The sequence below is a fragment of the Cedecea neteri genome, from assembly GCF_000758305.1.
Lineage (GTDB): Bacteria > Pseudomonadota > Gammaproteobacteria > Enterobacterales > Enterobacteriaceae > Cedecea > Cedecea neteri_C.
Window position 1 is genome coordinate 4,364,033 of the sequence record NZ_CP009458.1, and the last position, 20,891, is coordinate 4,384,923.

Below are 20,891 nucleotides of genomic sequence, written 5' to 3' on the forward strand. Positions count from 1 at the left end.
TTTAGGTTTTGTTATAAAGCGCTTTGGCCTTGCCGGTTGTTTTTAACCGCAGTTGAAAAGAGAGTTCTGCAATGAATCCCGGCACGCGTAAGATTTTTCTCTGTACATTCCTGGCATCGCGGCACAACTCGACGTTATTAGAGGTAGAAACACCGCCCATTGAAAATTCAGACACCAGCCCTTTGATACGCTTAAAGGCATAACCGCTTTTGTACATTTTTGCCGCCAGCGCGTAATCGGATGAGACTTTATATTGCAGGTCGTAAGGATATTTACGCAGGCCGGAGAGCGGGAAAAAGATCGCCTGATGGCTTGCCGGCAGGCTGTGATAGATATACCAGCCGCGCTTGGCGCTGCGGCGAATTTTATTGCCGTCGCCAAAGTCCAGCAGCGCGTCGCCAATCACCATCGCATCGTCACGCTCGCCTAACGCTGCCAGCTGATAAATCACCTCGGCAATCTCAGGGTGGAAAGCATCGCCGGAGTTCAGAAAGAGTGCGTAGCGCCCCTGCGCCATGGCAATCCCTTTGTTCATCGCGTCGTAAATACCGTTGTCTTTCTCGCTGACAAAGCGCAGGTTGTACTGGCCCTGCAGGCCAGCAAGAAACTCAGCCGTGCCGTCCGGAGAGTTGCCATCCACCACAATCCATTCGAACTCAATATCTTTGGCCTGTGCCAGGTGTGCCAGTGATTGCCAGGTTTTGACTACCCCGTCATAGTTACGCCATGCGACTGTAATAATACTTAACAACATTATTGCGCACCTCCTGGCAGCGAATGATTAATTGCTTTACGCAAAATAAATGGGCAAACAATTAAAAATGCATATTCCGGGCTAAAAATAGAACCGGTAAAGAACAAAGATACAGGCATAAACAACCAAAGCTGAACACGATAATTCTCATTATTACCAAATGCATTACGCATCATTTTCATGACTCGCCACATATAGCCAGCGGTCATTAATACTGCAAACCATGAGAAATAAATAATCAGCAGATACAGTCCATTGTCCACAGTTTTCCCTACATCCGCACCGTTAAATATTCCGAATGATGCGACATATTCATAGAGAGAACCAAAACGTACTACACCATCAACGTTTGCCAGGGAATATCCAACCATCGCCAACGGACCAATAATACGGTAATACGATGACGAACCTTCTGTCCCCAAATCACCAACACGGGTAGCGATATAAGGGAAAGCAAATACCAAACCGATTAAAAAAACAGCCAGCGAAATAATTGCCAATGGCAACTTCTTTTTAATGGCGCTTTTATTAAGGTATTGGAACGCCCACTCCAGCAGATAGAACAATATAAACGTCATTACCCCGGAGAAAGATCCTGACAGGATTATCCCTAAAAGAATCATAACATCAGTTTTCGGCGTTTTGATACCAAACTGTTTGATGCTAAGCCAAATTGAGATTAATGCCAGGGCGAAGAAAGCGGGTTCAAAATAGAGCGCCGTAGTACGCCGCCCACCAAAGCTAATAAAGTTGAGCACGTAACTGTTACTGTAGATGAGAAATTTCGAAATTTTCTCAATCAGACTGCTGCCGCCGGTCAGAATAATCTGAGCCATTTCCGCCGCCGCCAGCGCCACAATAATGCCCACCACGCCGTAGAAAAATCGTAATATCTTGCGGTGATTGCGCTGCGAAATAGTTTTAAAACGGCAACTCCATGTCAGACCCAATATCAGCACAATATAGACAAACAGCATCATCGAGGTGACGTACTTGGCCGGGTCGAGCGACTGGCCGAAAATGTAGTTAAACGCCGTCAGCCCCGCCCCCACGCCCAGCGCAATCATCAGCTTTTTGAGGTTGATGCGCTCGATGTACAAAAACAGTATCGCCGGCAGGAAGGTCACGATGGTTATCGGGAAACTCTCCCCCAGAGAGGCAAGCTTAATGTTCACCACCAGATAGATGAACGGCAGCAGCAGATAGCTACAGACCCTGATAGAACGAGACATACTCCTCCAGCATCTGCTTGCCGCTATAGGCCGTGCGGCTGGCTGCACGGAAAGTCGCTAAATCGGTCGCGAAAACCTGCTCAGCCAGCTGCGTTTTTTTAAGCTGCACCAGCGCCAGAACCTGCTCAGACGTGAAGGTTTTGCCTCCGACTTTGCGCAAAACTTCATCGGCGGCTTCACTGCTCGTCGCCACAACCGGCACGCCGATAGACAGCGCCTCGCACAGGATCAGCGGATAGTTATCCACCCGGGAACTGAACACCAGGCTGTCCATCGTATTCAGCTCGCTCATCAGCGCCCGCTTATCGGTCATATAGCCGTGGTTCACCACGTTAGCGCCTTCAAACGGCGAGAACTTGCCGAAGGTATGCAGCTCAATTTTGTCCCCCAGGGCCATCATTGCCTGCACCAGTTTCTGGTTGGTTTTGCCGTCATAGCGCAGGTCGTGGGCAACAATAGCCACGCGAGGTTTCGCCGCTGCGACGCTGCTTTCGGGCAGCTCCGCCAGAATCGCCTCGGTGGCAACGTCGATACCGTTATTGATGATGCTGCAGCGCCCTGCGCCATAGAGCTGATTAAAAGCGTCTGCGACATGCTGGCTGGGGGAAATAAACTTGCAGCCCAGCGCCAGCATCTCGCGAAACAGCTGGCGCTTGCCCGCTACCTGTTGGTGCGCCTTATCCACTTTGACCGGCGGATAGTTGTTCAGCGTCGGGCATTTAACACAGCCGGTTTTCCAGCCTTCACAGCCGTCCAGAAATGCGCAGCGCCCGGTGATGCTCCAGTGATCGTGCAGCGTCCAGACGAAGGTGACATCCGACTTGTGGGCCTTCACCCGCTGGCAAAACGACACCATTTCGTCCAGGTTCAGCCAGTAGCTGTGCACCACATGGAAATGCAGCACAACCGGCTGCGGGCTGCGAGTGACCCGGCGGTAAAGCTTATTCAGATTGCCGAATGGATCGCGGTTCAGAAAACGGAACAGCGCGATATTGGCGACGGACACCAGGCGAGGCGTGTGCTTTTCAACGTCGGGATAAATGTCATGGCTGGCGCTTTTCTTGCCGCCTTTGCCATAACCGTAGATAAAACGTGAAGACAGTCCGGCCTGGCGTGCTCGCTGGTGCAGATCGAGCGCCACGCCTGCCGCGCCGCCTTCAGCCAGGCGCACATTAAACTGCATGATGTTCATTGGATCACCTTCACCCGAGCTTTTTCCCCTACCACCAGCGCGTTGTCCGGCACGCTGTCCAGCACCACACTGCCGGCCCCTACAGACACGTTATTGCCGAGAGTGATATCGCCCACTATGATCACGTTGGCCCCCAGCTCAACGCCGTTGCCTATCACCGGGCAGGCAAGACTGTTCCCCCGGTTACCAATGGTGACGCCGTGGCGGATGGTGAAATCATCCCCGGCGACGACAAACTTATTGATAACCACCGCGTAGCCGTGATGAATCGTGAACCGGCGGCCAATGGTTGCCCCAGCCTGAATTTCATAGCCAAACAGGCATTCGGTAATAAAGCGGTAGGCCAGCAGCACCGGCGCGGCCCAGAGATTGTTAATGACGCTTTTCTTGCGCCACACCGAGCAGAAGTGGGCCACGCGATAGGCCAGCACCATGCAGCACGGGCGCAGGCTCCAGCTATTGGCACGAATATCCTCCAGCATGCTTACCTCCCCCGCAGACTATCGGCCAGGCGCTTGCCGTTGCGCACCGTCAGCAGAGCTAACAGCGTGCGCCATGACATGCGCTTATTGCGGATTTGGTAGAGCGTATATAGCTGATATTTCTTGCTGGCCCGGTCGAACTTGGCTTTGTGCTTACGGTAAAAGTGGAAATAGCCGGCAAATTTCTTCGGGGATTTGGTTATCTGCATTTCGCCGTGATTAACGTGCAGAATTTGGGTCGCCTCTTCCACCTTCCACGGCTGGCCGAACGCCACCACCATACGCAGGAAGATATCGTAGTCCTGCGCCGCTTTAAGCTCAGTATCAAACAGGCTGCTCTTAAAACGCTCGGCGTAGGTAAAGACCTGATTGCCGATAATATTGCGCTTGTAGAATAACTTCAGGGAATACGGTGACTTCGGGTACAGCGGCAGGCTGGTCGGCTGCGAGTAGACCTGCCCTTCACACAGATAGTCGTTGGCGTATAAAAATGCGTGGGTGACCAGCTGATGTTGGTGGGACAGAAATACCGACAGACGGTTCGGCGTCCATTCATCATCATCATCAATGCCGGTAATAAACCGCCCCTGCGCCAGCTGAATCGCCTGGTTGCGTACCGCGCAAGCGCCGCTGTTCACGTCGTTGTGAATGTAACGCACCCGCGGATCGCCAAGATCTGCAACAAACTGCTGTAGCTGCTGGAAGCTGGCGGAGCAGTCATCGACGATAATCATTTCCCAGTGATCATAATCCTGACGCAGCACCGAATTGATGGCGCGAATAGCCAGCTGCTGACGGTTCCACGTCGGCATATATATAGAGATAAGCGGGCGAGTTGCGCTGCTGTTCATGGCCATCACCTTATTTAGCATCCGACTTATATTCGTATTCGTAATACCCGTAATCCTGGTAGCCCGTGGCCCGACGGAAAATCGAGTTAAGGATCACGCCGCGCACGGCAATGCCGTTCTGCTCAAAGCGGCTCAGGCTGGTTTCCACTTCTTTCAGCGTGTTCACCGCGTAGCGCGCCACCATCAGCGTGGTGCCCGCATGACGCCCCACAATTGCCGCGTCGGTGACGGCCAGAATCGGCGGCGTATCAATCAGCACCAGGTCATAATTTTCGCTGGCCCACTTCACCAGTTGAGAGAAGCGCTCGTTCATCAGCAGTTCGGACGGGTTAGCCGGGACCTGCCCGCGAGGGATAAGGTCAAAGTTCGGCACGGACGTTTTCTGCGCGCAGCGGGTAATATCCCCCTGCCCTGACAGCACGTCGGACAGCCCGTTGACGTTGGTGGTCCCCAGCAGTTCGTGGGTATAGCCTTTGCGCATGTCGCAGTCCATCAGCAGCACGCGTTTGTTAGTCTGGCTAATCACCGCCGCGAGGTTGGCGCACACAAAGGTTTTACCGATAGACGGACTAACGCCGGTGAGCATCAGGACATTGTTGGAGGCCTGCATCATGGCGAAGTGCAGGCTGGTGCGCAGGCTGCGAATGGCTTCAATGGCCAGATCGGTCGGGTTACCCACCGCCAGCAATTGGCTCTGTTTGAAGCGCTTAGTGCCTTTGACGTTGCGCAGGTTGGCCTGATCGCGGGTTTTCTGCCATTCCGAGAGCGGAATGCTTGCATAGACGCTGAGCCCCGCCTCTTCCAGCACGGTCGGGCTTTCAATGCCGCCGTTAAACAGCGAGCGCAGCAGTACACCAATCACGGACACAATCAGACCCAGAATGATGCTGCCCAGTACCACCAGCACGCGCTGTGGTTTAACCATGCCCGGCTGCGTAATCGCCGGGTCGACGATGCGCACGTCACCCACCGTACTGGCTTCGGTGATTTTCAGCTCTTGCTGTTTATTCAGCAACTGCATGTAAACCTGTTGCCCGGACTCCACATCGCGCGTCAGGCGCACGATTTCCTGCTGGGTCTTAGGCATCGCCGCGATGCTGTTGGTCAGGCGAGCTTTCTGATCTTCCAGCGTTCTACGCTGCTCCAGCAGCGTGCGGTAGGACGGGTGAGCTTTGGTGTACAGCTTGGAGATCTCAGCCTCTTTGAAGGTCAGCTGATTCAGCTGAGCGTCAATATTGACCACGGAATCCAGCAGCGATTTCGCCTCCAGGGAAAGATCCACCGAATCCTGACGCTGGCGATAAGCATTCAGCTTGTTCTCTGCGGCATCCAGATTGCGGCGCACTTCAGGCAACTGCTCTGCCAGGAACTTCAGGCTTTTGGCGGCCTCTTCAGATTTGCGCTGCACGTTCTGCGCCAGATAGTTGCGGGTAATGCTGTCGAGAATGGTGCGGATCTGATCTTTATCTTCTCCGGTGTAGGAGAGGCTGAGCACGCCAGTATCTTTGCCGTTTTCGGTCACCGTCAGATTGCCGAGCAGCTGGTTGATCATCCCTAGCGTGGAATACTTCACCACCGTGAAATTGTCACCAGCCTGCGCCTGGATGCCATCCACCTGCATCGTGACGCCTGATTTGCTCAGCAGCTTACCCACTTCACCTTTGGCGCTAAAACCATTGTCACTGGTCAGCTGGTACTGTTTATCGTTCAGTACTTCAACGGTAAAGGTGTCTTTGTTCATCGCTGCGGGGAGCGTGAAGGTGGTGACATTCACCGTGTCGTTCTGATGCCCCTGCAACCGATCCCAGCCCGCACCGAACAGCCAGAAGGTGTTCTTGGTCACCGAGATATCCAGATTCAGGTCATCAACGGTTTTCCCCAGCACCATGCGGGACTGGATCAGCTGAATTTCTGCGGCAGAAGCCGGTGGCTTATTGGTTAGCGCAGAGCTGATATCGTTCACCAGCGTGTTACCGGCATTTTGCTCGATTTGCACCAGCGCATCGGCCTTGTACACCGGCGTGGCAAACAGGGCATAAACCGCGGCCAGCACGGCAAACAGCCCGGTAATGCCGATAACCCACCAGCGAGCCTCCAGCACGGTACCAAACAAACGGCCAATATCAATTTCGTCATTGCCCTCGGTCGGGGCGCTCGAACGGCGTACTTTCTCTGTCATTGTTATCCCTGATGAGCGTTGAGTGCGTTAGCCCACTTTTGGGCAGAAAGGTCGAGCATGCTGTAGACCGCTTCAAAGGCGTCACGGCTTTTACGATAGGGATCGGGGATTTCTTTCTCTGCATCCCAGTGGCCAAACAGCATCACTTTGCCGCGCATTTCGGGTGCCATTTCGCACAGCGTGGTGATGTGGCGTTTTTCCATCGCCAGAATCAGGTCATGCTCCCGGCACAGGCGGCCGGAAACCTGGCGGGCTAAATGTCCCTCAAGAGAAAGATTGTGCCGCCCGGCGACCTCAACAGCGCCGGCATCCGCACTCTTCCCGACCAGCGCCCCCAGCCCTGCAGAGCTGACGCTAAGCTCCGGATGGTAGCGTTTGAGCAGCCGTTCAGCCGTGGGGGAACGGCAGATGTTCCCCACGCAAACCACAAGTATTTTGTTGAACATAGCGCGTTACCAGGTGTGGATATCTTTGGCGGTATCGGTCATGTAACGAACGCCGCTGATGGTTGGCAGGAGCTGGTTGATCAGGCGATTCCAGCGGGAAACCGGGGCTGTGGTGACGTACACCACGTCATACGGCTGGAGCTGGAACTCGGTGCCCATCACCAGCGAAGTCGCATCGGACATATCGAGCTGATAAATGTTGGCGATCTTGCCGTTTTGCTGTGTCTGCCCTTTGAGCGGACGAATAACGAAGATGCCGCTGGCGTTTGAAGAGGTGAGATCGATACCTTCGGCCTGGCCAAGCGCTTCGGTGAGCGTCATGCCGCTGAAGTCCATTTTGAGGGTGGTTTGCTTCTTCACTTCCCCCATCACGAACACTTTCAGATCGTCATTACGCGGCACGAACAAAATGTCGCCGGGGTAGAGCAAATGGTTTTGGCTAAGGTCGCCGTTTTGCATCAGCGCCTGCAGAGAAATACGTTTTTCCTGCCCGTTGTGGGTCAGAACGACGTTACGCCAGTCGGCCACTTCGGTTAAACCACCTGCGGCATTGATCGCGTCGAGGATAGTCAGCGGCACGTTAGTGATGGGCTGCTGGCCGGATTTATTGACCTGCCCGGAGATATAGGCCTTTTGCGAGCGGAAGGCAGCGATATTAACGTCCACCTGCGGCTGGGCAATGTACTGCGCAAGACGGCTGGTAATATCGCTGCGAATTTCTGCGAGCGTTTTGCCGGTCACGCTGATTTTACCCACATACGGGTAGAACATGGTGCCGTCCGGCTGTACCCAGTTCCCGGTGTCGCTTGAGCTACGATACTGCCCCGCTGGCGTGGTCAACTCAGGGTGATCCCAAACCGTGACGTTTAATACATCTCCCGGCCCGACGCGGTACTGGTAATTGGCGATATCTTTATCCAGCCCGGCATTCGGTTGAGCAACCACTGGGCGAGGCCTCAGTTGCTCCACCAGTCGCGGCGTTAAAGGATAAACATTGACCATTCGGTCAAGGTCAAAATCAGCATCCTGTTGTTTGATTACGTCTTTTCCTGAAGCAGACATATTGCTGCCGGGAAATACCGTGCAACCGCTCATCAGGGTGACTGACACCAATAAAGGCATCAACTTAAGTTTGTATTTTATCATTGAATATTTATCACTATGGCTGAGTAATTATCCTGAGCGAATAAAACAGGCAAGCAATTAGCCGTGAGGATGAAGTACAGAATTGAACATATTCAGAAAGTGAGATAACTGGCATTATTCCTAAAATAAGCTTATTTCCCGACATTCTGATGACTCCATGACTTGCTGTTATCTGGCCGCATCCGGGCACGCTACCGCCCCTGGCTCACAGTCACCAACCTACTGAAAACGGTAAATAATCCTAATCATCTAAGGTATTCAAATATCCAGTAAGATATTGAAATCAGAGAATCAGGTTTTATGAAAATGCTGGGGCGAACTATTAACCAATGTATAAAAAAACATTCATTGCTAATCATCGATAAAGATTGTTGCAGCTTAAAACTCAGCAAGCAAGGAGACAAAAGGCCGCAACGGGACTTTTAAGAATAATATGAACCACGCAATAATAACGTTTTAGGATTTTCTTTATATTGACAGAGGTAATACCAGGATAATTACTCGTATAATATGCAGAACTATCTCATAGAGCTTAATGGCAATATAAAATAGACAATCGAAATACTTCTTTTAATATTGTCCATAATGACTTACCGGATATTCATTTAATGATGATAATTCTATAAGTCATTACGGATTAATCTCAGGCAAACATTGCTTTTTGTCCGACAATTATCCATCATTTCCGTGTGGCATTTGCCCGTAAGTTAAAGGCTATAAACCCCGTATGGAATGGATTGCCGACCCCTCAATCTGGGCCGGGTTAGTTACCCTGGTCGTTCTCGAATTGGTTTTGGGCATTGATAACCTCGTTTTCATTGCCATCCTCGCCGAAAAGCTGCCTCCTAAACTGCGTGACCGCGCCCGCGTCACGGGCTTGCTGCTGGCGATGGTTATGCGCCTGCTGCTGCTGGCCTCCATTTCGTGGCTGGTGACGCTGACCCGACCGCTTTTCACTATTCATGATCTTAGCTTTAGCGCTCGGGATCTGATCATGCTATTGGGCGGCATGTTCCTGCTGTTCAAGGCTACGATGGAGCTGAATGAGCGACTCGAGGGCAAAGACAGCGAGCACCACACGCAAAAACGAGGCGCCAAATTCTGGCCCGTTGTCGCTCAAATCGTCATTCTTGATGCCGTATTTTCTCTCGATTCCGTTGTTACCGCCGTCGGCATGGTCGACCACCTTGCGGTCATGATGGTCGCGGTTATCATCGCCATCGGACTGATGGTGCTGGCCAGCAAGTCCTTAACGCGATTTGTAAACAGCCATCCGACCATCGTGATTTTGTGCCTGAGCTTCCTGCTGATGATCGGTTTTAGCCTGGTGGCCGACGGCTTTGGCTATCAAATCCCGAAAGGCTACCTCTACGCCGCCATTGGCTTCTCGGTGATGATTGAATCACTCAATCAATTGGCTATTTTTAACCGCCGACGTTTTCTTTCGGCAAATCAGTCACTCCGGGAGCGCACTGCCGAAGCCGTGCTGCGGCTGTTAAATGGCAAGAAAGAAGACGCGGAGCTGGATGCCAAAACAGCATCACTCATTGTCGACAGCGGCATTAACAGCGATGTTTTTAATCCGCAGGAAACGCGGATGATCGAGCGCGTGCTGCACCTGAATCAGCGCAGCGTCAGCAGTATCATGACCTCCCGCCACGACGTCGAGCATCTGGACATTACCGCGCCGGAAGCTCAGGTTCGCGAGCTGCTGGATAAAAATCAGCACACGCGCATCGTGGTCACGGACAATGACGATGACATCCTCGGCGTGGTGCACGTTATCGATTTATTGCAGCAGTCGCTGCACGGCGAAGCACTGAATATTGCGCCATTGATTCGCCAGCCGCTGGTTTTCCCGGAAACATTACCGCTGCTGCAGGCGTTAGAACAGTTCCGCAACGCCCGGACCCACTTTGCTTTTGTTGTGGATGAATTTGGCTCGGTGGAAGGCATTGTGACGCTGAGCGATGTGATGGAAACCATCGCCGGCAATCTGCCGAACGAAGTGGAAGAGATAGATGCCCGCCACGACATCCAGAAAAATCAGGATGGCAGCTGGACGGCGAACGGCCACATGCCGCTGGACGACCTGGTGCAGTACGTCGCCCTTCCTCTGGATGAGAAGCGTGAATACCACACCATTGCCGGGCTGCTGATGGAACATTTGCAGCACATCCCGGCCGAAGGCGAGAGCGTTGAAGTGGGGAATTATCTGCTCAAAACGCTGGAGGTAGTGAATCACAGGGTGAATAAAGTACAAATTATCCCGCGCGAACAAGAGGATAATTTGCTGGATTATGAAGTATAAAAAAACCGGCTTTCGCCGGTTGTGGTTACTGACAAAGAGGGAAAAAGCGTGGTTTTTCCCTCTTTGTAGTTATCAGCCGAAAATCAATGAATTGATTTTCCTATTTTTCTAATGAGCTGGCTGGTATTTCTTCTCTCGCCAAAGGCCAGTCATCAGTCTGAACCGGCTTTCGCCGGTTCTTTTAGTCGTTAAAGTTTATTCAGTAACTGCTTAGCGTCTTTCGCCTTGTCGCTCTCTTTATGCTTATCCAGCCAGTCATTGAGCCGACGCTTCGCTTCATCCTGCAGTTGCTTACGCAGCACCTGGTCAACCTGAAGCGTGTAATTCAGCTGCTGCCACGGCCCATAAACGCGAAGCGGAATGGCGGTGTTTTTTAACGTTTCAATCAGCTTGCTGTTGCTGCCCTGCCAGCCGCCGCTGACTTTAATTGCAAACGTCGTATCCCCCACTTCTTTCACCAGATCCATCGTGCCTTCGCCGGTCAGGGACAGTACGCTGGACTCACCGACCATCTTCGTCATCGTCAAAAGCCCGTTATCCAGCGATGCCGAAGCAGAGAAGTGGTCAAGCTCGGTGACGTTCTCAGCATTTTGCTGCCCATCCACGCCCTCGTTGCTGCGACTGACCGCCTGCTGAATAAGCTGCTGGAAGTTCATCCCCTCAAGGCGAGAATGGGCCAGCTCAAGCTGGGCTTCTCCCTGCCAGTTACTGCGAAAATCTTCCGCATCCAGGCGTTCGCCGCTGAAATCACCCGTCATGGAAAACTGCCCGGTCAGCGCGATCGGATAATCAAAAGCAGTGAGAATTTTACCAATCTCAATGTTTTTCACCTGCGGCTGGAAGGCAAGCTCAGGCGTATCGCCGCTCGCGTCCAGCAAGCCCGGTAGCGAGAGAGTGCCCTGCCCCAGTTTGCCATTCAGCTGGTTAATATTGAGTTTGCCATTTTGGTTTACCAGCGCGGTTTGTACATCATTGAACGCCAGGCCACGCCAGCGGACTTCACCGGCATTGATATTCACTACGGCATTAAAATTACGCAGGCTGTGGTAGTTGGTTTCACCCTGTTCTTCGGCAATCACCGGGCCCGGGCGAGGCTGCTGAGCCTGCTGCGCCTGTTGGTTAATTGCGTTATCCGCGCCCGGTGGATTAGCCACCAGTTTGTCGAGATTGAGCAGGCGAGATTGCAGATCCACCGTCCACTGTGGTTTATCCTGCATCGTCAGGCTGACATTGCCCTGCAAATCACTGTCGTTAGCCGTGAGCTGCATATTTGTCAGCGAAAGCTGGCTGCTCGCGTTTTTCCAGCCCAGCCGTAGCGTGCCCGAACCGACGATGCCGCCAGCCGGAAGGTCGGCGCCCTGCAGCTGGTAGTCAATTTGGCTTAACGTGGCGTTTATCTGCTGTGGATAGTCATTGAGATCGACATCGGCAGTGACCGAAAGCCCTAAATCCCGCTGATCGCGGTTGATTTGGCTACTGAATTCAATGTGAGCCTGACGCTTATCATCCTGCGTCATTTGCAGGTTAATATTGCGGACCGTAACCTGCTCGTCATTGATATGCTGGAAGACCAGTACGCTGTCGACCACTTTAAGTTTCGCGACATCAAACGACCAGCCACGTCCGGTATCCGGTTCACTCACTGAGCCTTTTGGCCCTACCGGCGCGTTAGCCGAGAGCTTTGCTTCAGCCTCCGGAGTCAGTTGGATCACCGCGCTTTTCAGCATCACCTGGCGAACCTGAAGCTGATGAGAAAGCAGCGGGAGCAGCGCCACATCGAGACGCATATTTTCCGCGCTGACCATCGGCTGAGCGGCGCCAGGAGCAGTCAATGACATACGGCCAGACAAAATACTCAGCTGCGGCCAGACATGCCAGCGCAGCGGCCCTTCCAGCTCAAGATGATAACCGCTGCGGGCCTCAACCTGACGAACCATATAACCACGGAAGTCGTTAGGGTTAACCAACAACACAAGTGAGGTCAGGCCGGCTACCAGCACAACCAGCAGAATCATCAACGTGGTTAAAAGTCGTCTCATAGCATTCTCCATATCATTCGCCAGAGGGCGAACAACTCACAGCAATTCAGTCTTTATCGATACGGCTTGCCACCGCACCCTGCTGGTCGCGGTATTTGGCATCCTGGCGGCGGTTATAAGGGCGGGCGGCCGGCCCGGAGAGGGGTTCAAAACTCAACGCGCCAATCATCATGCCCGGACGCAGCGCCAGCGGCAGCTTTCCAGAATTGTAGAACTCAAGCACGATACAGCCATGCCAGCCCGGATCGATACGGTGCGCTGTGACGTGTACCATCAGGCCCAGGCGCGCTAACGAGGAACGCCCATCCAGCCAGCCGACCAGGTCATCGGGCAGCGTCACAGACTCCAGCGTAACCGCCAGCGCCAGCTCTCCTGGATGTAAAAAGAAAGCTTCGCTCTCATCCAGCACAATCTCATCACTCATCACGCGCTCTAACGCTTCGGTGACTTCATCTTTAGGGCCGCTGAGATCGATAAAAGGGGCGGTATGGCCGCTAAACGTGCGGAATTTATTGCCGAGGCGAACGTCCACGGTGGCACCGTTAATGCGTTCAACCGGAGGACGGGGGGTAATCGCTAAACGGCCATCATCCAGCCAGGCTTCGATATCACGATCGCAAAGGCGCATCGCAGATTCTCCTTATCAATCTCAGTTTTACACACACTGCCACAGAGCGCCGACGATAGCCAATTGGCAATGGAAGAGGGATTCAACGTAAAAGCGAGCGGCTTACGCGCGCTCGCAAAGGTCTTTATTCAAAGAACTGACTGATTTTGGCTTTCAGAATATCGATGGCGATGCGGTTTTTGCCCCCGCGCGGCACGATAATGTCGGCGTATTGTTTAGAAGGCTCAATAAATTGCAGGAACATTGGGCGTACCGTTTTTTGATACTGCGCCATCACGGAATCCATTGAACGCCCGCGCTCGTTGACGTCGCGCTTCATGCGGCGCATCAGACAAATATCTAACGGCGTATCGACAAATATGGAGAAATTCATTTCCTGACGCAGACGCGCGTCGGTCAGCAGCAGGATGCCTTCCAGGATGATCACTTTCTTCGGAACCAAATGCACGGTTTGATCGGTGCGGGTGTGCTCCACATAGCTATAAACCGGCAGTTCAATAGCTTTGCCAGACTTCAGCGTCTGCAAATGCTGGAAAAGCAGGTTGTGGTCCATCGCGCTGGGGTGATCGTAGTTGGTTTTAACACGCTCTTCCATCGACAGATGGCTTTGATCTTTGTAATAACTGTCTTCTGGAATGACACCAATGTGTTCATCGCCGACTTGCTCGCGCAGTTCACGATACAACGTGCTGGCAATGAGGCTTTTCCCTGAAGCCGATGCGCCGGCTATCCCGATGATGACGCATTGATGAGACTGATCGGTCATATTATTTACGGCCTGAATACGAAAAGTGTTGGAAGGAGGACGCGAAGGCGTCAAACGCCGCAATTATAGGGATAACCGCCGTTTGATACCAGTCTCTTCCCCCCTGCAATCGCGAAATTACGCGGCAAGAAGGCAACAAAGTGACAGCAGCATGACAGCGGAGCAGCCTCTGGCAACAGGTTAAGGTGGAATTATTTAATTACGTGATTTGGCTACGCAATTTCTGACGCTCTGTAGGTAAATTCTGACAAGCGAGCATAGGAATTGTAAATTGTTTGTACTAGCATAAACCGATTCTTTATTTATATGCATCCGGGCATGGCTCCTGGCGGCAGTGTCCAAGCGGATTTGCGGTAATGATTATCAAAAATAGACAAACAGAAGCCGCCTCCCACTCCTTGATACTGCTGGCTGGCTTAGGGTTACTCAGCTTTATTTTCACCCTCTACTCTCTGGAACTGACGGTAAAAGGCACCGATTTGGTGCCTATCTGGTTTACCACTTCGGTGATGATGGCGGCGTTTTTCCGTTCTCCTATCCGTCAGTGGCTGGCAATTGCCGTGGTCTGCGCGCTGGGCAGTATTACAGCCAGCGCCGTCGTTTTTCCCTTTAGCGGGCTAAATATCTCGTTAACCGCAATAAATCTGATCGAAGCACTGCTGGGTGCTTTGTTGTTACGCCGCTTTTTGCCGCGGAAAAACCCCTTACAAAATCTCAATAACTGGGCTCGGCTTGCCCTGTGCAGTGCGGCGATCCCCCCGCTGGTTGGCGGCTTGCTGGTTACACTATTGCCAATACCGGTTGACTCTTCCGTCCTGAAAACCTTCTTTATTTGGGTACTGTCCGAATCCATCGGGGCGCTGGCGGTAATGCCGGCAGGGCTGCTGTTTAAGCCTTATTATTTACTCCGTCACCGCAAAGCCGCTTTGCTGTTTGAAACCGTGGCCACCTTCGCCGTCACGCTGGCGCTCAGCTATTTTTCATTAATTTATCTGCCCTGGCCGTTCACTTTTATCATCGTCATTCTGATGTGGAGCGCCATTCGGCTGCCGCGTCTGGAAGCCTTTATTATTTTCCTTGTCACGCTGATGATGGTCTCCGCGATGATAGCCATCGGCAAGTTCCCGATGTTAACGCCCCACCCTCGCGTGCTGGAATATGCGCCGTGGCTGCCGTTCCTGCTGATTCTGCTTCCGGCAAACGTCATCACAATGGTGATGTACTCCTCCCGCACAGAGCGTAAACACATCACCGAAAGCGAAACGCGCTTTCGTAACGCCATGGAATACTCGGCTATTGGCATGGCGCTGGTCTCTACCGAAGGCAAATGGCTACAGGTGAATAAATCACTGTGCAAATTCCTCGGTTACTCCAGCGAAGAGTTGAGCGATCTCACCTTCCAGCAAATTACCTGGCCCGAAGATTTGAATCTCGATCTGCAGCACCTGAGCAAACTCGAGGCCGGGCACATCAATAGCTATTCAATGGAAAAGCGCTATTACACCAGCGCGGGCAATGTTGTGTGGGCCATGCTCACGGCGTCCGTTGTGCGTCATACCGACGGCACGCCGCTCTACTACATCGCCCAGATTGAAGACATCAACGACCTGAAGCATACCGAGTGGATCAACAAGCGGCTGATGGAGCGAATTACGCTTGCCAATGAAGCCGGCGGCATCGGTATCTGGGAGTGGGATCTGACCAACGATGTCATCAGTTGGGATAAGCGGATGTTTGAGCTTTACGACGTGCCGCCGCATACCAAACCCACCTACCAGCTCTGGCTGGACAGGCTGGTCAAAGAAGATCTCGCCCACTCGGAAACCGTTATTCGCGAGTCGTTAAAAAACCGCCTGCCGTTTAAGCTTGAATTTCGTATCCATGTCAAAGACGGGATCCGCCATATCCGTTCCCTGGCTAACCGCGTGCTGAATAAGAACGGTGACGTGGAACGGCTGCTGGGTATTAATATGGATATGACCGAGGTTAAGCAGCTCAACGAAGCGCTATACCAGGAAAAAGAACGGCTGCACATCACGCTGGACTCGATCGGCGAAGCGGTAATTTGTACTGATGTCGACATGAATGTCACCTTTATGAACCCAGTGGCCGAGAAGCTCAGCGGCTGGGCGCAGGAAGCGGCCATCGGCCAGCACATTCTGGCGATTCTGCGTATCACCTTCGGCGATAACGGCCCGGTGATGGAAAACATACACAGCGGCGATTTTTCTCGTAGCGCCATCGAGCAGGACGTCGTGCTGCATTGCCGCAACGGCGGCAGCTACGACATCCACTACACCATTACGCCACTGACCACGCTGGACGGCCAAAGTATTGGCTCCGTGCTGGTTATCCAGGATGTCACCGAATCCCGGAAGATGCTCAAACAGCTGAGCTACAGCGCCTCCCACGATAGCCTGACGCACCTGGCCAACCGGGTAAGCTTTGAGAATCACCTGAAGCGTCTACTGCAGGGCGCGATTGAACACCGCCAGCACCATGCGCTGGTGTTCATTGACCTCGACCGTTTTAAAGCCGTAAATGACTCCGCAGGCCATGCCGCCGGTGATGCTTTGCTGCGGGAGCTGGCGGCCATGATGCTGAGTATGCTGCGCACGGGGGATTTCCTTGCCCGCCTCGGCGGCGACGAGTTTGGTTTGCTGCTGCCTGATTGCTCCACTGAAAACGCGCGCTACATCTCTGAGCGCATCATTCGCAGTATCAACGACTACCACTTTATGTGGGATGGCCGCCTGCACCGCATCGGCGCCAGCGCCGGGATCACCCACATTGACGGCGATAATGCTATCGCGTCTGAAGTGCTTTCCCAGGCCGATATTGCCTGTTACGCCTCGAAAAACAACGGCCGCGGCCAGGTCACGGTTTATGAGCCGCACCGCCACTATATGGAGCAAGGGCGCGATACCATGCCGCTCGACGAACAGTGGCAGGTGATTAAAGACAATCCCCTCCTGATGATAGCGATGGCGGTTGCGCCACCGCGTATCCCGGAGTCCACCTGTTTCTATCTCCTGACCCTGCGCTTCTGGGGCAACGAAGGGGACGTTATCAACGAACCCGCATTCCGCTCAGGCCTGGCCGACCCGGCGCTTCACCATGCGCTGGATCGCCGTGTGTTTAGCGAATTTTTTGAGAAGTATGCCACTCAGGTCGCCATGAAAGGCTTTGGCGTCGCGCTGCCTGTTTCCGGTGCAGGTTTGGTCAGCGACACTTTCGTCAATGAGCTTCTGGAACAGCTGTCCACCAGCCGGATGCCCGCTCGTCTGCTGCACCTGACGATTCAAAGCAGCGATTTGCTTACGGAGCCACAGCGCGCGTATGCCAACCTGAAGCGGCTGCGCAAAGCCGGTTGTCGCATGGTGCTTAGCCACGTTGGGCGCGATCTGGAGCTGTTTAATACCCTGAGCCATCATCTGTTCGACTACGTGATGTTAGATCCCGACCTGATCCTCAACGTGCACTGTAATCTGATGGACGAAATGATGGTGACGATTGTGCACGGTCATGCCCAACGTATGACGCTGCAAACTATCGCCGGTCCAGCGGATATGCCTTTGGTGATGGATACGCTGTCGGGCATCGGCATTGATTTAATCTATGGGGAAACCATCGCCCAGCCGCAGCCGCTGGAGCTGCTGCTGGCTAACAGTTATTTCGGCATTAACTGACCGGCGTCCAGCCGTCGCTATACCAAATGTGTAGTAGCGCATAGGAGCGCCACGGCTGCCAGCGTTCGGCGTAGCGGCGGATCTGCGCCGTTGTCATATCGGGAAAGCGCTGTTTAATCAGGTAATCATCCGGCAAGAAAACGTCGTTGGCCTGCCAGCCGCGTAGAGCAAAATAGTTGGCGGTCCAGCGCCCGATACCCGGTAATGCTATCAGGGTTTTTATTCCCTGCTCCAGATCATCAGGTAACTGCAGCGGAAACTGCCCTTTCATCACCTCTCCGGCAAGATGCACAATCGCTTCTGCACGCTTAAGCGACATGCCTAAAGATTTCAGCTGTTGAATATCGCAGTTTGCCAGCGCCGAGGCATCCGGAAACAGATACCAGTCATCGTTACCTGCAAGCTTATGTCCGAAGGTCTTTGCCACTTTGCCGGTCAATTTTGCCGCCATCGCCACGCTGACCAATTGCCCGAGAATGGCCCGAATAGCCTGCTCGAACGGGTCCATGCATCCAGGAAGGCGCAGGCCGGGCCGGGCTGCCGCCAGCGTGCCCAGGCTACTTAAAACCTGCTGCGGATCCTTGTCCAAATCCAGTAAGTTCTTAACACGCTGTAAAACTTCACCTGCCACAGGCTGCAGACCGTCGCTCAGCGTCACATTAAGGCAAAGATTCTTTTCGTCTGGCTCAAGCGTCACCAACCCGGCATATTCTCCCAGCGCGAAGCTGCGCTGGTAGCGATTTTCGGTGACAATTTCCACGCCTTCCACGGCACGCCCCTGCAAAAACCTGAGGATCCATGGCCAGTCATAAGGCGGTTGATAGCTAAGGGTGTACATAAATAATCCTGAAGAGAATGAGCGTATTAGGCAGGCAACATTGCTTATTTAGCATACCGCCAAATACCGATTTCTGCCTTGCTTTCATATTCAGTTGCCCACGGACCGGCATTCCGCTAAAGTCGCCCCCCTTCTCACTGGCATGGGGATAATCAAAGAGAATGAAAATCGGTTTTGACTACGGAACGGCGAACTGTTCTGTCGCTATTATGCGCGATGGAATACCACAGCTGCTGGAGATGGAGAACGGCTCATCACTGCTGCCTTCTATGCTCTGTGCGCCGACGCGTGAAGCGGTAAGCGAGTGGCTCTTCCGCCACCACGAAGTTCCGGCTACGGGAAGTGAGACCCAGGCGCTGCTGCGCCGCGCAGTGAGCTTTAATCGCGAAGAAGATATTGACGTACTGCCGGGCAGCGTAAAATTCGGACTAAGCTCACTTAGCCAGTACATGGAAGATCCGGAAGAGGTTTACTTCGTTAAATCGCCGAAGTCCTTCCTCGGCGCCACAGGCCTGAAGCCGCAGCAGGTCGCGTTATTTGAAGACCTGGTTTGCGCGATGATGCTTCACATTCGCAAACAGGCGGAAAGCCAACTGGACGGAACCATCGACCAGGCAGTAATTGGCAGACCGATTAACTTCCAGGGGCTAGGCGGCGAAGAGGCCAACCAGCAGGCTCAGGGCATTCTGGAGCGCGCAGCGCACCGCGCTGGCTTCCGCGACGTGGTGTTTCAGTTTGAACCCGTAGCCGCGGGGCTGGATTTTGAAGCCACGCTTCAGGAAGAAAAACAGGTGCTGGTGGTCGACATTGGCGGCGGTACCACCGACTGCTCGGTACTGCTGATGGGGCCTGACTGGCACCAGCGTCGCGACCGTGAACAAAGCCTTCTGGGCCATAGCGGCTGCCGCGTGGGCGGCAACGACCTGGACATTATGCTGGCATTTAAACAGCTGGCTCCGCTGCTTGGCATGGGCGGCCAGACGGAAAAAGGCATCGCGCTGCCGGTATTGCCGTGGTGGAATGCCGTCGCGATTAACGATGTTCCGGCACAGAATGACTTCTATAGCGCGGCTAACGGTCGTTCGCTCAACGAGCTGGTGCGCGACGCGCGCGAGCCGGAAAAGGTAGCGTATCTGCAGAAAGTCTGGCGTCAGCGTCTGAGCTACCGCCTTGTCAGGGCAGCAGAAGAGAGCAAAATCTCGCTCTCCAACAGCCAGCAGGTTTCTGCCCTGCTGCCGTTTATTGCCAAAGACGTAGGCTGCAGCATCAGCCAGGAAGCACTGGAAACCGCCATCAGCCAGCCGCTACAGCGCATTATGGAACAGGTCACGCTGGCGATGGATAACAGCCAGGCGAAGCCTGAGGTTATCTACCTGACCGGCGGCAGCGCACGTTCTCCGCTGCTGCGCCATGCTCTGGCCCAACAGTTGCCGAATATCCCTATTGCCGGGGGCGATGACTTTGGCTCGGTCACTCAAGGGCTTGCCCGCTGGTCAGACGTAGTTTTCAGATAATCGCGTTAAAACATACCACTCAAACCGCAGGCCTCCTGCGGTTTTTTATATCTGAAAACGCCGGTCGCTTTCTGGAAACTCCAGATGCAGCGAAAGTTTACCGCCCAGCGCCTCAACGTAGCGCTTGAGCGTGAGCACTTTGAGATCGTTACCGCGTTGTTCAATCGCGGCGATTGCCGGTTGCGAAATACCCATTTTTTGCGCCACTTGTTTTTGAGAAAACCCCTGTTCCTCGCGCACCAGCTGCAACCCGGTTTCCAGAATTAAGACGTCTGTCATTGCGCGGATTTCGGCCTGCTCTTCCGGCGAGAACTCCGCCATTACTTCAGTTAACGTTTTCATTTTCATCCTCCATTTCTGTCAGGTGATGTGCAAACTGCGTATCGGCCACGTTTATCTGCGCCTGATAAAAACGCTTATCGTTTGATTTGTCTCCACCACACAGCACAACGGCTCTGCGATGCGGGTCAAAAGCAAAAAAGATCCGATATGGCTTGCCGCGCCATAGCAAACGTAATTCCTTCATATTGGGATAACGAGATCCCTTTACCGTGTCCGCCTGTGGGCGGCTTAAAGCAGGCCCCCAGAACTCAATATTGCCGAAGGCCGCCACAAGTCGTTTGCGGAGCTCTACGGGCTGGGCCTGATACCAAAAGTAGAAATAGTCGGTAAATATCACGCGCCATATCATCACTCACCTCATAAACTATAGATTATATTTGAAATATAAACCACAGTTTATTTTTCACTTCGTGATATGACTACTCCTGGGACTGAAACTTGCGTGACACCTCGGAAAACGTTTTGCGAAAAACAGTTTTATT

General features: G+C 53.3%; 17 protein-coding genes. 3 read left to right on the forward strand and 14 right to left on the reverse strand.

The features are described 5' to 3' along the window. Position 1: 1 nt before the first annotated feature. The 8 genes from wcaE to LH23_RS20350 are packed head-to-tail and all read right to left on the reverse strand — an operon-like array spanning position 2 to position 8,282. Entirely contained in the window at positions 2 to 754 is a 753-nt protein-coding gene (gene wcaE, locus LH23_RS20315) for a colanic acid biosynthesis glycosyltransferase WcaE (RefSeq protein WP_039295191.1), read from the reverse strand. Then, positions 754 to 1,986 carry a colanic acid polymerase WcaD gene (gene wcaD / locus LH23_RS20320; RefSeq protein WP_039295193.1) on the reverse strand — a complete coding sequence of 411 codons (1,233 nt, stop codon included), beginning with the start codon at positions 1,984 to 1,986 and terminating at the stop codon, positions 754 to 756. Before wcaD ends, wcaE begins: the two co-directional genes overlap by 1 nt. After that, the gene (wcaC, locus tag LH23_RS20325) at positions 1,961 to 3,178 is read right to left on the reverse strand and encodes a colanic acid biosynthesis glycosyltransferase WcaC (RefSeq protein WP_039295196.1); all 1,218 of its coding nucleotides are present in this window, start codon (positions 3,176 to 3,178) and stop codon (positions 1,961 to 1,963) included. Before wcaC ends, wcaD begins: the two co-directional genes overlap by 26 nt. After that, complete coding sequence (wcaB, locus tag LH23_RS20330) at positions 3,175 to 3,660, reverse strand: colanic acid biosynthesis acetyltransferase WcaB (RefSeq protein WP_039295199.1); 486 nt, start codon at positions 3,658 to 3,660, stop codon at positions 3,175 to 3,177. Before wcaB ends, wcaC begins: the two co-directional genes overlap by 4 nt. 2 nt (positions 3,661 to 3,662) lie before the next feature. After that, positions 3,663 to 4,511, reverse strand: a complete 849-nt coding sequence (wcaA, locus tag LH23_RS20335; protein WP_039297029.1) for a colanic acid biosynthesis glycosyltransferase WcaA — start codon at positions 4,509 to 4,511, stop codon at positions 3,663 to 3,665. A gap of 10 nt (positions 4,512 to 4,521) precedes the next feature. After that, positions 4,522 to 6,690 (reverse strand): tyrosine-protein kinase Wzc, encoded by a 2,169-nt coding sequence (wzc, locus tag LH23_RS20340; protein ID WP_039295202.1) that lies wholly within the window; start codon positions 6,688 to 6,690, stop codon positions 4,522 to 4,524. A 2-nt stretch (positions 6,691 to 6,692) separates the two neighbouring features. Then, positions 6,693 to 7,136: a low molecular weight protein-tyrosine-phosphatase Wzb gene (gene wzb / locus LH23_RS20345; protein WP_039295205.1), complete on the reverse strand. Its 444-nt coding sequence runs from the start codon at positions 7,134 to 7,136 to the stop codon at positions 6,693 to 6,695. A gap of 6 nt (positions 7,137 to 7,142) precedes the next feature. Continuing rightward, positions 7,143 to 8,282 (reverse strand): polysaccharide export protein, encoded by a 1,140-nt coding sequence (locus LH23_RS20350; protein WP_039295207.1) that lies wholly within the window; start codon positions 8,280 to 8,282, stop codon positions 7,143 to 7,145. Positions 8,283 to 9,009: 727 nt separating this feature from the next. On the opposite strand from LH23_RS20350, the gene LH23_RS20355 reads away from it, so the two are divergent. Then, entirely contained in the window at positions 9,010 to 10,593 is a 1,584-nt protein-coding gene (locus LH23_RS20355; protein ID WP_039295211.1) for a TerC family protein, read from the forward strand. Positions 10,594 to 10,781: 188 nt separating this feature from the next. Here LH23_RS20355 and asmA read toward each other — a convergent pair whose 3' ends face one another. The 3 genes from asmA to udk form a co-directional block, all read right to left on the reverse strand. Then, complete coding sequence (gene asmA / locus LH23_RS20360; RefSeq protein WP_039295215.1) at positions 10,782 to 12,632, reverse strand: outer membrane assembly protein AsmA; 1,851 nt, start codon at positions 12,630 to 12,632, stop codon at positions 10,782 to 10,784. Between the two features lie 46 nt (positions 12,633 to 12,678). Continuing rightward, positions 12,679 to 13,260, reverse strand: coding sequence for a dCTP deaminase (gene dcd / locus LH23_RS20365; protein WP_039295217.1), 582 nt, complete (start codon positions 13,258 to 13,260; stop codon positions 12,679 to 12,681). Between the two features lie 124 nt (positions 13,261 to 13,384). After that, a complete protein-coding gene (udk, locus tag LH23_RS20370; protein WP_008455103.1) occupies positions 13,385 to 14,026 on the reverse strand; it encodes a uridine kinase in 642 nt (213 codons plus the stop codon). Between the two features lie 356 nt (positions 14,027 to 14,382). On the opposite strand from udk, the gene LH23_RS20375 reads away from it, so the two are divergent. After that, positions 14,383 to 17,715, forward strand: coding sequence for a diguanylate cyclase (locus LH23_RS20375; protein WP_039295220.1), 3,333 nt, complete (start codon positions 14,383 to 14,385; stop codon positions 17,713 to 17,715). Here LH23_RS20375 and alkA read toward each other — a convergent pair. After that, positions 17,708 to 18,553: a DNA-3-methyladenine glycosylase 2 gene (gene alkA, locus LH23_RS20380; protein ID WP_039295223.1), complete on the reverse strand. Its 846-nt coding sequence runs from the start codon at positions 18,551 to 18,553 to the stop codon at positions 17,708 to 17,710. The genes LH23_RS20375 and alkA overlap by 8 nt on opposite strands. Before the next feature lie 161 nt (positions 18,554 to 18,714). On the opposite strand from alkA, the gene yegD reads away from it, so the two are divergent. After that, the gene (yegD, locus tag LH23_RS20385; RefSeq protein ID WP_039295226.1) at positions 18,715 to 20,067 is read left to right on the forward strand and encodes a molecular chaperone; all 1,353 of its coding nucleotides are present in this window, start codon (positions 18,715 to 18,717) and stop codon (positions 20,065 to 20,067) included. Between the two features lie 45 nt (positions 20,068 to 20,112). Here yegD and LH23_RS20390 read toward each other — a convergent pair whose 3' ends face one another. Both LH23_RS20390 and LH23_RS20395 read right to left on the reverse strand, forming a co-directional pair. Then, on the reverse strand, positions 20,113 to 20,409 hold the full coding sequence (locus LH23_RS20390; RefSeq protein ID WP_039297031.1) for a helix-turn-helix domain-containing protein: 297 nt from the start codon (positions 20,407 to 20,409) through the stop codon (positions 20,113 to 20,115). Further along, positions 20,393 to 20,758, reverse strand: a complete 366-nt coding sequence (locus LH23_RS20395; protein WP_081946141.1) for a type II toxin-antitoxin system RelE/ParE family toxin — start codon at positions 20,756 to 20,758, stop codon at positions 20,393 to 20,395. The genes LH23_RS20390 and LH23_RS20395 overlap by 17 nt, the downstream gene beginning before the upstream one ends. Positions 20,759 to 20,891 lie beyond the last annotated feature (133 nt).

Excerpts from the sequence above, each read along its gene's own strand:
- alkA (WP_039295223.1), bottom strand. The coding sequence starts at position 18,553 with ATGTACACCCTTAGCTATCAACCGCCTTATGACTGGCCATGGATCCTC.
- wcaA (WP_039297029.1), bottom strand. The coding sequence starts at position 4,511 with ATGAACAGCAGCGCAACTCGCCCGCTTATCTCTATATATATGCCGACG.
- wcaE (WP_039295191.1), bottom strand. The coding sequence starts at position 754 with ATGTTGTTAAGTATTATTACAGTCGCATGGCGTAACTATGACGGGGTA.
- dcd (WP_039295217.1), bottom strand. The coding sequence starts at position 13,260 with ATGCGCCTTTGCGATCGTGATATCGAAGCCTGGCTGGATGATGGCCGT.
- yegD (WP_039295226.1), top strand. The coding sequence starts at position 18,715 with ATGAAAATCGGTTTTGACTACGGAACGGCGAACTGTTCTGTCGCTATT.
- asmA (WP_039295215.1), bottom strand. The coding sequence starts at position 12,632 with ATGAGACGACTTTTAACCACGTTGATGATTCTGCTGGTTGTGCTGGTA.
- LH23_RS20395 (WP_081946141.1), bottom strand. The coding sequence starts at position 20,758 with ATGATATGGCGCGTGATATTTACCGACTATTTCTACTTTTGGTATCAG.
- LH23_RS20390 (WP_039297031.1), bottom strand. The coding sequence starts at position 20,409 with ATGAAAACGTTAACTGAAGTAATGGCGGAGTTCTCGCCGGAAGAGCAG.
- wcaD (WP_039295193.1), bottom strand. The coding sequence starts at position 1,986 with ATGTCTCGTTCTATCAGGGTCTGTAGCTATCTGCTGCTGCCGTTCATC.
- wcaB (WP_039295199.1), bottom strand. The coding sequence starts at position 3,660 with ATGCTGGAGGATATTCGTGCCAATAGCTGGAGCCTGCGCCCGTGCTGC.
- LH23_RS20355 (WP_039295211.1), top strand. The coding sequence starts at position 9,010 with ATGGAATGGATTGCCGACCCCTCAATCTGGGCCGGGTTAGTTACCCTG.
- wzb (WP_039295205.1), bottom strand. The coding sequence starts at position 7,136 with ATGTTCAACAAAATACTTGTGGTTTGCGTGGGGAACATCTGCCGTTCC.
- LH23_RS20350 (WP_039295207.1), bottom strand. The coding sequence starts at position 8,282 with ATGATAAAATACAAACTTAAGTTGATGCCTTTATTGGTGTCAGTCACC.
- wzc (WP_039295202.1), bottom strand. The coding sequence starts at position 6,690 with ATGACAGAGAAAGTACGCCGTTCGAGCGCCCCGACCGAGGGCAATGAC.
- LH23_RS20375 (WP_039295220.1), top strand. The coding sequence starts at position 14,383 with ATGATTATCAAAAATAGACAAACAGAAGCCGCCTCCCACTCCTTGATA.
- wcaC (WP_039295196.1), bottom strand. The coding sequence starts at position 3,178 with ATGAACATCATGCAGTTTAATGTGCGCCTGGCTGAAGGCGGCGCGGCA.
- udk (WP_008455103.1), bottom strand. The coding sequence starts at position 14,026 with ATGACCGATCAGTCTCATCAATGCGTCATCATCGGGATAGCCGGCGCA.